The following is a 12,352-nucleotide window of genomic DNA, read 5'->3' on the forward strand; positions in this document are numbered from 1 at the left end:
GAAATTTTGTGGCGGTTTATCAAATATACATGGCTCGAAATAGATGCCTACTCTAGCTGGCAATCTCTTGTTTCATCTGTAGAAAAAATTCTTAAAGAGTTTGGAGATAATTATGTAATTAATTTTGCTTAACTACTTACCAGTTTTGGTGAGCAACTGCTGGCTTTCTTGCGTTTTCAAGATTTCGGCAAAGCGATCGCCGATCGCAGCACGGCGGTTGTCGCGCCTAAAAATCACGGCGAGGGGATAGGCAAGGGGATAGCGATCGCTCTGAAATACTTGGTAATTGGGGCGGTAGCCTCCTTTTTGGTTGCACAAATCGGTTGCGGGGTCAATGGGCCGGCCGCCGTCTTGGATCAGGGGCTCAACGAAGTTGTTAGTGCGATCGCCCACCGCTAGCGGATAAACGGAACACTGCCCGAATACTTGGCTGATCGTCCCAAACCCGATCGCGCCAATTTGGTCATTCTCAAAGTCTCGCAGGACATCCCGCAATGCCGATATGGTAGGCATTTGCAAAACTTTTGGGACATTCTTGCGGGAAACCATAGAGTTAGCCTGAGACTGCACCAGGTTTCTAAATTGCTCAATCAGTTCCTGATCTCGGAGTACCCGCTGCTCAAAAATGCCGACAGCCTCGGCACTGGGGGGAATGTACAGCTGCACGGGCAAGTCGGGCCCTCCTAACTCTCGCCAGTTGGCAATTTTTCCGGTGTATAGCTGTCGGATCTGTTTAAAGCTAATTCGCCCGTTGAGATGTTTTGGCAGGGAGCGATCGCGCTGTTCGTAGCTGAAAGGGACATAAAAGACCAAACCGTCATAGGCAAAGGTTTTCGCCTTGAGATCGCTACTCAGATTAGTTGTGAGGCTGCTGATTGCAAAGTCCACGTGTTCTAAACGGACTTGGGCGATCGCATCTTCCCCCGTTGGCTGCGGCCGATAATTTAATTGAAGTTGGGGCCGCCTCTCTAGCAGTTCCGCTTCTAAGGTTTTATCTTTTTGAATCAAGTTAGGCTGCCGCAGGATATAGTTCCAAATGCCCTTCTGTTCGGCAGCGTAGGTAAATTTCCCGTTGGGAACGGCGGGCACGTCGCTGATGCAGCAAGTGGGGATAGTGCTGCTGGCAACCGTCACTTGTCGCCGGGAGAACCACCACGCTAGGAGTCCACCCAACAAGCCGAGGGCGAGCAAAAGCAGCAACCACCGCCACCAGTACCTCTGCTGCTTATTTTCTGGCACAGGGGCGATCGCAGTTTCCACTCCGGCGTCTGGCAATTCTGCTTCAGGGGGCAAATTTAACAACGCGCGGCGGGCCTCTGCTGCACTGGCGAAGGGTACGTCTAATTCCAGCAGGCGAAACAAAAATAGTTTGAGGGCAATATCAACGTTGCCCCAGTTTTGATTGTATCTGGGGTCAAGGCGGCGGCCGTCATGAGCTGTGTTTCCTGCTAGCAGGTAAAAGCTGACATAGCCTAACGCCTTTAAGTCTTGGGCCGGTGTGGAAATCAGGGTTGCTTTTGGCGGCGGTTCAAACAAATGTTCCCACAAATTCAGGTCGCACAAGTAAACGAGAAATTGCGGATCGTGGAAATATAGCTGTTCCTGGGGGGAGATCAGCAAACTCTGGAGGCTGAGGTTGCCGTGAGCAATGCCTCCTTGAATTTGACCGTTTGGCAAGCGGAATTTTTGGCCGTGCAAATATTCTAAGCTTTGCAAGACTTGGTTGAGTAAATGCCGCACTTGCCTGGGTGACATTGCCCCTTTGCGGGCGATGTAGGTACTCAGGGTAGAATAGCTGTCAATATTGCCTTTTGTAATCAGGTAGCAGCGTTCGCGGTCATCGCGATCGGCGATCGCTTCGATTGTGTCGGCAATTCTGCCATTCTGTAAGCGGCCGTCTGCTAAAGATAACCCCCCCAAACTTTCAAAATTAAGTTGTGTTTGAATCGCTTCTTTTTCATTAAAATAGCGTTTCGGTAGCAAGTATTCTTTGATAATAACAGGTCGGTCTTCTATTAATTGTACGCCAGCATATAGCCGCCCGATTCCTCGGCTGTTTAAAATGCGCTCAATGCGGTAGCGTCCCCGCTTTCCTTGAATTTCTCCCAAGTTCGGCAACAAAGCCGGGAAGCCGCATTTTCGGCAAGATTTTGCTTGAGGATTTTCTGTAACTGTTTGCTGCGCTTCTTGGCAGTTTAGGGGGTTATTAAAAGGACAGCGATATTTCTCATAAGTCGTCAACTTTTCGGCTGTAACTTCTTCACTTCTCTCCCCTGCAACGGTCATGGGAAATTCTTCTGGGGCTGTTTCTTCCTCTGGTTCAGGTCTGAATAAATCCTTGATATCTTCCTGAATAAAAGGAACGAACCAACGCAGGGGAGGTGGCACTATATTATAAATGCCGTACCGCAGATAATAAGTAGCATAGCTCAGCCTACTGCCAAGCGTCCACCTCCCCTGCCTTTTAATTTCTTCGAGTATGCGGCGGGGTACTTTGGGTTGAAATTTAGGAATTGCCACTGTTGATTTTACTCCTGTTCTGTCTGGTTTTCGAGCTGATTTTCAACGAGGGCGATCGCCTCCGAAGGGGATAATTGAGCGTTGATCATGGCGATAATTCCTGGCAAATATTTATCCATTGTTAAGACATTTGCATAAACTAAATTATTGACCAGTCCTGTGGTTAACTGCTCATTTTCCACATCGATACTGCTTTTGTAGCGAATCTCTCCATCTATAAAGTCTAACTCAAAATTACCAACCATTAAACCATAATTTGCCTTCATTAAATATTCTGCCATTGCTAGGGTTTTTTCTGGGGATACTGCTAAAGGACAGACCGAATAAAACACGAATTGTTGAGATTCTTCAAAAGCGCACGCATAACAAGTCCAGCGTCCATTTTTCCCCTCAAATCCCATTTGCAGAACAGACTCTCCCTCAAGTTCTACAAAGTTCCAATCGTCCTCATCAAAAAAATCTCTCATCACTTCAAAAATAGGCTGAGGTTGGGAGGAATTATTAAACTCAAGTTTTTCAAATAATTCTATAAATTGAATCAGATTTTCGGAAGACTCTTCGCTGCTAGAATTTAGGGTTTCCAACTGGGATGTCAAACTCTCAGTTTTTTCTTGAATAAAACTAGACAAGGATTCAATAATTTTATTGCCTGTAGATACGGCTTCATTGATTTCGCTCAGATTTAGGTGATCCCAAAACGTTCGATATCCTACTTTTTCTGTTTCTTGCTGTTGTTTTACTGATAAACAATACCAATTTTCTGTATAATTAAAAGCTTGAGTAATATCATCAGGAAAGTCTACATTTATCAAAAAATTAATAACATTTTCTCTTGTTTTTCCTTCCTGAGTCAGTTTAACTAACCAATCCGGTCGCAATTCAATTTCTAAAATGATAGGAATTTCTGGTAAAAACTCAACTGTCTTTATGGAAAATGTTAATTCTGATTTCAAGTTAAACAGTGAGTTTTTTAATAAGGATTTGTAAAGTTGCTCCTGGGTTGCAAATTTCAAACGGCATCGGAGAATTTCTCCATCTTTCTCAGTCAGTGTTAGAGCGATTCCCTGAACAGGGACAGGGTTTCCATCAGCCGAATAGAAAGTTATTTCTTGATTAATTGGGTAAGAGTTCATAGTTTTTTCCCTGTCAGCAATTCATGATTATTTTTTATGATCGGCCCTGACGGAAATTTCTACAGTCGCAGGGTCAGTTCGCTTGACTTTGGTATTAACATCTAGAGACTGTTTAGCCTCAGTGCTACCCTTGTTAGGCGATTGTTTTTGAGAAGTTTTTGCTTCTTCTTTAAGTTCTTCAGTTGCTTTCTTCTCTTGTTCCTCTTTGACAACTGGCTCTTTAGTTGTTTTTGGTGTTGTTTCCTGCTTCTCAGGCTGACCTGCTTTCACTTTCTGGTCTTTACCGTTTGTGGTAGCAGAAGGCAGCTGTGGTTTTTCAGATGCTTTTGTTAGGCTAGGTTCTTTAGTTTTAGCGTCTGATTTGGGCTGAGAATTTTTGCTGAACAGGGAACCCAACAAGCTGCCTCCTTCAGATTTACCTTTTTCAGCTTTTGGTTCTGTTTGAGGAGTTAAACGCTCTAGGTTTTTTGCCAAACTTGCTGTATCGTCTGGTGGTGGCTTTTGTGGTCTGCCTTTAATTTGAATATCGTAGGTGAAGCTATCGCCAATAGTAGCTGCTCCCACAATCTTAAGCAACTCTAAATCAAAGTCTACAGCAACTCGATCCAGTTTTTTCTGTACGATGTCAGGGTTAGGGTATTGATTAACAATTTGCTGGATTAACTTCACAATATCATAAACTAAATCGTCCGGTAAAGCTTGATTATCTTGTCCAGCTTGTTTTTCCTTCTGTTGTTCCTGTTGTTTTGGTTTCTCGATTTTCACTTTCATCGTTAGCTTGTTTCCTTGAATCTTCGAGCTAACATTTACATGGGAATTTGAGGCCAAGTAATCGAATGCCATTGATGCGCCAACCGCCGCAGCACCTATAACCAGTGCTTTTGTCTGAGCTTTTTTAACCTCTGCATCGCCATTAGAATTGCCTTCAGCTTCGCGTTGTACAAAAGATGGGGCTTCTTCACTAACTCGCTGTACCGTGCGGGATAGTAAAGGATTGCTGGGAGCAACTTGGGGAGACTCGCCAGACTGTTGAACAACGTGGGTGAGTTCGTGAGCGAGGAGTCTCTGACCCGTTTGACTTTCGGGCGCGTAAGCCCCCTGACGGAAGAACACATCCGATCCCGTTGTAAAGGCGCGAGCTTCTAGAGAACGGCTGAGGCGATCGCCTTCTGTATCGGCGTGGATGCGAACGCTGCTGAAATCAAAACCGAAGGCATTTTCCATCGGAGAGCGAACATTTGGCGCGAGTTGTTGCCCTTTACCTTGCGATCGCTCGATCGCTTCTTCTACCCCTATGGTATCCATCGCCCGAGTTGCTGTTGGCATTGCTTGCCGTTGAGCTTGGGTTGCTTCCCCTGAAGGTGCGATCGCTTGAATTTGATACTTAGTCTTTTTCCGATTCCCAGGAGCAATCGTCAGAGATTGCAGTTTGTAGCGTTTTTTGAATCCTGGTAACGTTTTCTCAACCGTTGCATACTGAACTTTGCTCTTAACTATTTTTTTCAGTTTTTCAGCTAATTCTTTCATAATTTTATTCTGAGTCTTTAATTCTACTTTGAGAATAAAATCGGCCTTCTCTTTATTTCCTTTTAATTTATTTTTAACAATTAACTTGTTTGCCTTATTTTCCCAAGGATTCTCCTTTTTTAATTGCAAAAATAAACTATCTGAATATGGCTGGGAAACGCTTCTAGATTCTGCTACAGGTTGATTCCCGACCCCTGGTTCTAGTTGTCGCTGTACTTGAATTTGCTTAGTTTTACCAACAATTTCGTATTTACTAGATGAGCCAAACCAACCTTTTTTTGTTAGCTTTAGCTGTTCGACTTTGTGCTTCGAGCCAATGGACGGCAATTGTTTTTTTACTTCTTCAGGATCGCGGATTTTTTTTACTATTTCCTGCGCTTGTTTATAGGCAGGACTAAGGCGTTTTTTTGCATTATCTTTAGATTTACGTTTGTTATCTTTTTTGCCTCCTTGGAACGCTTTCTTAACTGCTTCTTTTGCTTTCTTGTATCCTCTCTTAACTGCTCCTTTCGCTTTCTTGTATCCTTTCTTAACTGCTTTTCCAATTCCCTTGAAAAAACCTTTGGCTTTGTCAACAATAGTCGTAATAATTTTAGTAATAGGGGCTTTTAGTTTTGTGAAAATCTTTTGAATTTTACTCGGAATTCCTCCAATTCCTAACAGCGAGGCTAAGAAACCCAATACAGTAGGGATTGCATTTGCTAAAACGTTCTCGATCATATTCGCCATTTCGCCTGGTTTCCCATCAACGATCGATTTAAGGGTATTTAAAATAGAATTTACTAAAGCTTTAATTTCCTCCTTTCTCTCAATAAAAAAGTTTACTACATCAAAAATAGCTTTAGCAATTTTAGCTATGCCTGATGCCGGATTTAACAAACCGATTAGCCACATAATCCCTGTTTTAACAACCTCCACAATCAGCATTTGTGAGAGGTCGCCCATAAAAATTTCTTTCAAGGTTCCGATTGATGATTTGATAAATTTCCAAGTAGCAGTAATCCCTTCTTTAAATAAACTTGAAAAGAAGTCAAAGATGAATTTTGCGCCTTTTCCTAAGCCGCCCACTAATTCTAATACTTCCTCACCCATAGAACCCATCAAATTTTTAGCAAAACCGAGAATTGTCTCAATGCCTCCTCCAAAAGATTTTAAAATATTTTGAACAGTTTCTGGTAAAGATTCGATCGCCTCAGCACCCTCTTCGATCAAAAACATGATGGCATCAATGCCGACTTCCCCAATCATTTTGACCAAATCCCACAAAACATTGAGGCTGTCAGTACCATTTTTGATAATGAACTCAATAATAAATTTAATTAATCCAATAACATTTGTACCTAGAACTTCCTCTGCAAGTCCAAATATATAGTCTTGAGTTAAACCTAAAATTTGCAACAGGATATCTAAAAACCCTTTTAGATCGAATTTCTCTGGAAGCTTGAGTTCACTCCCGATATTGCCAAATAGCCAACTGACTAAACCATTCAGCAGGTGTTTGCCTATATTGCTAGCAAAATTTTTAATGCCATCGCCAATCCCTTTAAAAAGATTTGACATGAATTTTACAGGGTCGTCAATAATGGCATCGATTACTTGGCCAGCTATACCTCCAATTAAAGCTTCGAGAATTGTTTTTATCGGTGTCAAAACAGCTTTAATAATTGCCTTAGCAACATCTGCAATTGCTTTCAATGCTTTATCAAGTAAACCCTTATTTTCTTCTTTTAGCTTTTCTATGCGTTTATCTAATTCTTGCAGATTGGCCTGATATTTTTGAACCAGAGAATCTACTAATTGATTTTGTTTATCTTTAATACTTTGCTCTAAATTATCAAACTGTGACTGGATGGTGGCGGCTGAATCTGCACCCACTTGTTTGAGGTCTTCTGGTAAAGATTTAACATAATCGTTAACTTGTTGCCGCCCTTTATCAACCAGTCCTTTCGCTTCGTTGAGCCCTGTCTCAACAATAGTAGCAATTTTTGAGATGTTTTTCTTGATCTCGTCGAGGTAAACTTGTTTGCCCTCTTCATAAAATCTATTCACTTCGTTTGGCAAGCCAGCCACTTTATCTATAATCCACCTTCCTGGTCCGAGAATACCACTATAACGCTCCTCTTTGTAGGCAGCCATTCTTTGACTTACATAGCCTTCAAACTTCTGCTTCGCTGCTTGGGAACCTCTCTCAAATTCTCGGTTGACATCATCATCTAACTTGTGAAGTCTGGCATCTACACCATCTTTGGTTTGTTTATAAATTTTCTCAATGTCGGCTGTAACTTTCTCGCGCTTTTTCTCATCTTCCGTTTTCGTCTGCTCTTGGGAAGCAGCTACTTCGTTCATTTTCGCATCGCGATCGCCATACATTTCTTGATTCGTTTTGTCTGCCTCTCCTACAGTTTCCCCTTTTGCTGTGGTTAGTTGCCCATCCTCTTCTTGGCGGTATTGTTTTGGCCCTTCTTGTGTATGTTTCTTGGCATCTTTTAAAGCAGTAATTGCTTGAGAACCGCCCATTTCACCCCAGGTTTCCAAGCGTTCTTGGTTCAGAGGAACTGCTTTTTCCGGTTGTTCTATGGGTTGCGCTTCTAAGGTTTCTTTGCGCTGAATAAACAATTGCACTCGCTGAACGCTAGCAGCAAGTAACTGTTCGCCTTCGGCATCATCAACAAAAGGTGCATTTTCAGCTTTGGCAACCGACTCAATCTGGTTTTGAATTTGTGGTTTAGATTCAGGAATGGCAGGATTTGATTCTGTTTCATAGCTAGCAGATTCTTCTGGCTGAGCGGTTTTTGGCTCTGGCATTGCCATCACTCGCTCTGCCATTTGGTCAGCTTCTCGCTCGTATTTGTCCCCCGGAGCACCAACCACCAATTTAGGCTGAATCTCTCCAAAAGTTTGGTCTAAATTTTCTGCTGTTTTTTCTAAAGGCTTTTCAATTTCTTTTTCTGTCTTTTCTTTAGGAACTGCTTTATCAGCTTCAACGGTTGGTTGCTGTTTACCGACATCCTGTTTTATGTCGGGAATGGGGTTGACATCTTTGGCTTGTTCTTTGTTAGGGTCGGGTGCAGTTTTGTTGGCTTCAGGCATTCCACCTGCTGCTTCTTGCTTGTTTTGTTCAACTTTTTCGGTTAATTGGCTTTTGACTTCACCGAGTTTATTGCTTGTGGAAAATTCGTCAGCTTCCTTTAAGGTTTTAGGAATTGCTATACCCAGTTTGTCGAGAATGGCTTTCTCGAAAGAATCCCGGTCAAAAGCTTTCGTTTTCTGTTGGCTGGTTTCCTCAACTTTGGTCGCTTCAGCGTCCCGCGTTTGCTTTTGAGGATCTTCTGCCGCTTGTTGCGCTTGCTCCGCTTTCACTTTCGGATCGGGATGCTGGTTGTACTGTCCGGCTGCGTTTTCGGACTGTTTCACTACCGCCTGAAAAGCGGGATCTGCTTGCGGAGAGTCTGGTGCTATCTCTCCAGTCTGTTGCGGTATAGTAACAGATTCAACAGTTGCGCCTGCACCGGCAGCACCACTACCTTCGGCACTGCCACCCTCACCGCCACCGGCAGCAGCACTACCTTCGGCACTGCCACCCTCACCGCCAGTGGCACCACCTTCTGCACCTTTAGCATCTCCTTTGGCCTCAGTTTTTTCACCAGCCGCTGCGTTTCCTTTAGGGGTGTCTTGGTTTTGTGGAGCGTTTTGTTCTTCTTTCTTATCTTTCTCTTGTTCTTTATCTTGAGGAGAAGCTTCAGGTGCTTTGGCATTTTCACTAGCAGACTGAATCTTATCCCCTGTATTGAACTTAGTAATTTTCCCAACAGGTGATGAAATGGATTGAGTTAAAAATGAATCTTTTTGAGCTTGAATTTTGGGTGTTGTCTCAGAACGCTTGAGGGGTTTTGCCTTAATTTTTGGCCCAGTTTGTTGAATAGTATGCGTGAGTTCGTGGGCGAGTAGTTTTTTCCCTTCGTCGGTGTGGGGGGAATATTTACCCGAATTGAAATAGACATCTTCCCCGTGAGTAAATGCTTGAGCGCCGAGTTCTTTACTTAATTGTACGGAATCGGAACCCGTGTGAACTTTGACACCACTGAAGTCATTACCAAAGCGAGACTCCATGAAACTGCGCGTTTCATCTGGCAGGGGTTGACCGCTACCTTTGTTACTTTTGATGCGAGTTTCGATGCTCTCGCTCGCTGCAAATGCACCGTCTCCTTTGCGGGAAATCAGGCTAGAACGTTTGATAGTTTGTTGGACAAGGGGTGAGATTTGATTGCCTAAAGGTTTTAGGTGAACAGTGCCATCTTCTTCGGTTTGGCGCTGAATAGTGTCAGCTAGAGGTTTTAGGTGAACAGTGCCATCTTCTTCGGTTTGACGCTGAATAGTTTCAGCTACAGGTTTTAGGTGAACTGTGCCATCTTCTTCGGTTTGACGCTGAATGGTTTTAGCTAGAGGTTTTAGGTGAACAGTGCCGTCTTCTTCGGTTTGACGCTGAATAGTTTCAGCTACAGGTTGAGGTTGAGTTTCTGGCTTTTCTTGTACTAATTCCTCTTGCCTTTGTACGGAGGAATTCCACGACATGACTTTATCAGCCATTGCGTCAGCTTCCTGCTCGTATTTATCCCCTGGTGCGCCGACAACTAATTTAGTTTGCACGGTTGCAGGCACATAATCAGCGACAGAAATTCGACTAAAGTTGTAGCTAGAATTGGCGGTGCGATCGCCTTCTTCTGGGGGCGGTGAGGCGGCGGCTACTTGCCAGTCGGCGCTGGAGGATTCTTGCTCTTGAATTGCTGTTTCGTCTGTAAAGGCTCGCACGCTCCCTAATGCTATTGGAGTTGCAATGGTCGGAATGGGTGTTGCTGATTTCTGGATCTGGGGAGCTGCCTTTGCACTCATGGTTTAACCTCTGGAATCCCCTGTTAAATTCTTTCGCGCAGTATGAGGAGATATGATAATTATTACCACGATCGCGATCGACAACCATATTAGACTTTGGTCTAACTTCCGAAAAAGCGGATAAACTTTAAGTATACTATATTAACAAGAAAAAGTCACAGAAAAAATGGCTTGTTCCCTAACCTTTAGTTGTCACTTACTTTGGGAACTACCCAGCCTTTCACTTCTTCTTTGGTCAGAATTCTTTGCAACTTCAGATAGTCCCGTTGCGCTGCTAGGAGAATATGTTTCATCATCACAGGTTCGTCGGCATCAGCGGCGAAAAAAGCGGCATTCATGGCAATGTTGCGGATATTGCCGCCTGCTACCTGTAGCTGTCCGAGTTTCTGGTAGTCTAGCCCTTGGGTTGGTGTCTGCGGTGGGAAGATGCGCTGCCAAATTTGAGTGCGGTATGGGGCTGCTGGAAAGGGAAACTCGACCATGAAGCGGATGCGGCGCAAAAAAGCGGTATCTAGGGCATTTTTCATGTTAGTGGTTAAGATGGCTAAACCGCTGTAGGCTTCCATCCGCTGAAGCAAGTAACTTACTTCTACATTAGCGTGTCGATCGCGACTATCTTTAACTTCAGTGCGCTTGCCAAACAAAGCATCGGCTTCATCGAAAAGTAAGATGACTCCGCCGGTTTCTGCGGCATCGAAAATCCGGCCCAAATTCTTTTCGGTTTCGCCGATATATTTGCTGACTACGGCGCTGAGGTCAATGCGGTAGAGGTCGAGGCGAAAATGCTGTGCTAATACTTCCGCTGCCATTGTTTTTCCTGTACCGCTTTCGCCGTGAAACAGGCAGGTGATGCCAAAACCGCGACTGCCTTTGCTGGCAAAGCCCCAGTCTTGGTAAACTTTTGACCGTTGTTGGAGATGAGTGGCGATGTCCGAGAGAACCTCACGTTGGGCTTCTGGTAGCACTAAGTCATCCCAAGAGGCTGTGGCATCGATGCGTTGGGCTAAGTCATCGAGGCGAGGGCGGGCTTGAGTGCGGCAGAAATCCCAGAGTTGGGTGGAAAGTAGGGGCGGTGCCCCCGTGCCCGCCCTCTCGTCTGGGGATATCCCCTCCAGTCCCCCTGGAAAAGGGGGGGGAAAATCGGCAGAAGTGGTGACTTGAAGACAGGCGGCTTGTATGGTGGCTGGGTTGAGGTTAAATTGGGATACCAGCTTGGTTAGTTGTCCGTTGAGTTGGTTGGCTGCGGTACCGAGATGTATTTCCCAGAGTGTTTTTTGTTCGTGGAAGCTGAGGGGAGGAACCTCAAAGCTGACGGCGGTTTGTTGGCGTGTGGGCAGACGTTCTAGGGTGCTGATTATTGCCGGGGTTTGGAGATTTTCAATAAATAGAGAAATTGCTGTGGTTCTCACAGGTTCGGCGGTGGAAATCGTGTCACAGTCGAGTAATAATACCCGATTTTCTAATATGGCTTCTCTTTCCCATCTTTGCTTGAGTATATGGAGTTCGTGGGGGAGTGTGGGAAGGACGGCTGCGTTAATAATGCCGAAATTAAAGCCGAGATCGTCGCAAATATTGCTGACTATTTGATATTTTGTGGTGGAATCGGAACCGCATAATTGCAAGAGGGGTAATTTGCGCGGGGCTTGCGACCAAGTGGCGATTAATCTGTCTGCAATTCCGGCTTGGGATGGTGGCAATGGGAGGGTTTCCGGTTCGGGTTCGGGGAAGGTGACAATTCCTAACAGGTGTTCGTCAACGGCGGCTTCTCCTAACAGATAACAGAGTATGCGTTTGTCTAGTCTAATTGCGGTTTGGGTGAGGGAAAAGCCTGGGGCAAATTCGATTAATTGCCATTGTTGCAAGGGATTTTGGGGAGAGAGGACTGACAAACTGGCTTGGGGAAATATGGAAAGGGCTAAACTGAGGGTGGGATAATTTTGATCGCTGTTGCCATTGGCTTTTGCACAAAGGGTGGCAAATGTCGGCTCGATTTCCATCGCCACACACAGCATCAGGATATCCCGTGCAAAGGCTGACAGGTGAAATTTTGTGCTGATTTGCTCTAAGGCACTGTTTTGGGAGGGAGCAAATGAGTTTTCGTCTTGGGGTTTGTCCTCGATGAAGGTTTCCAACAACTGACGAATGCGAAAGATTTCTTGCTGAATAAATTGCCAGTTGGTTTGATACCAATTATGTGCGGGTCTTGACATTGTTACCAAAATCGGGATGCTCCCAACCTCTCTCGGACACTTTCTCTCGCGTGGGTGGGATGAGAAAGTTGA

4 protein-coding genes are annotated in these 12,352 nt (G+C 44.6%); all 4 read right to left on the reverse strand.

The window, feature by feature from the left end; translation table 11 throughout:
• Positions 1 to 132 precede the first annotated feature (132 nt).
• The gene (locus ACUVJL_RS13700; RefSeq protein ID WP_445246349.1) at positions 133 to 2,520 is read right to left on the reverse strand and encodes a substrate-binding domain-containing protein; all 2,388 of its coding nucleotides are present in this window, start codon (positions 2,518 to 2,520) and stop codon (positions 133 to 135) included.
• A gap of 8 nt (positions 2,521 to 2,528) precedes the next feature.
• A complete protein-coding gene (locus ACUVJL_RS13705) occupies positions 2,529 to 3,653 on the reverse strand; it encodes a YbjN domain-containing protein (protein WP_445246350.1) in 1,125 nt (374 codons plus the stop codon).
• A 27-nt stretch (positions 3,654 to 3,680) separates the two neighbouring features.
• A complete protein-coding gene (locus ACUVJL_RS13710) occupies positions 3,681 to 10,070 on the reverse strand; it encodes an eCIS core domain-containing protein (RefSeq protein WP_445246351.1) in 6,390 nt (2,129 codons plus the stop codon).
• Positions 10,071 to 10,255: 185 nt separating this feature from the next.
• On the reverse strand, positions 10,256 to 12,280 hold the full coding sequence (locus ACUVJL_RS13715; RefSeq protein ID WP_445246352.1) for an ATP-binding protein: 2,025 nt from the start codon (positions 12,278 to 12,280) through the stop codon (positions 10,256 to 10,258).
• Between the last annotated feature and the right edge of the window lie 72 nt (positions 12,281 to 12,352).

Origin of the sequence: Microcoleus sp. OTE_8_concoct_300 (assembly GCF_031383065.1) — a bacterium.
Lineage (GTDB): Bacteria > Cyanobacteriota > Cyanobacteriia > Cyanobacteriales > Microcoleaceae > Microcoleus.

What these genes read in the sequence shown, in the direction of transcription:
- ACUVJL_RS13705 (WP_445246350.1), bottom strand. Translation starts at nt 3,653, where the DNA reads ATGAACTCTTACCCAATTAATCAAGAAATAACTTTCTATTCGGCTGAT.
- ACUVJL_RS13715 (WP_445246352.1), bottom strand. Translation starts at nt 12,280, where the DNA reads ATGTCAAGACCCGCACATAATTGGTATCAAACCAACTGGCAATTTATT.
- ACUVJL_RS13710 (WP_445246351.1), bottom strand. Translation starts at nt 10,070, where the DNA reads ATGAGTGCAAAGGCAGCTCCCCAGATCCAGAAATCAGCAACACCCATT.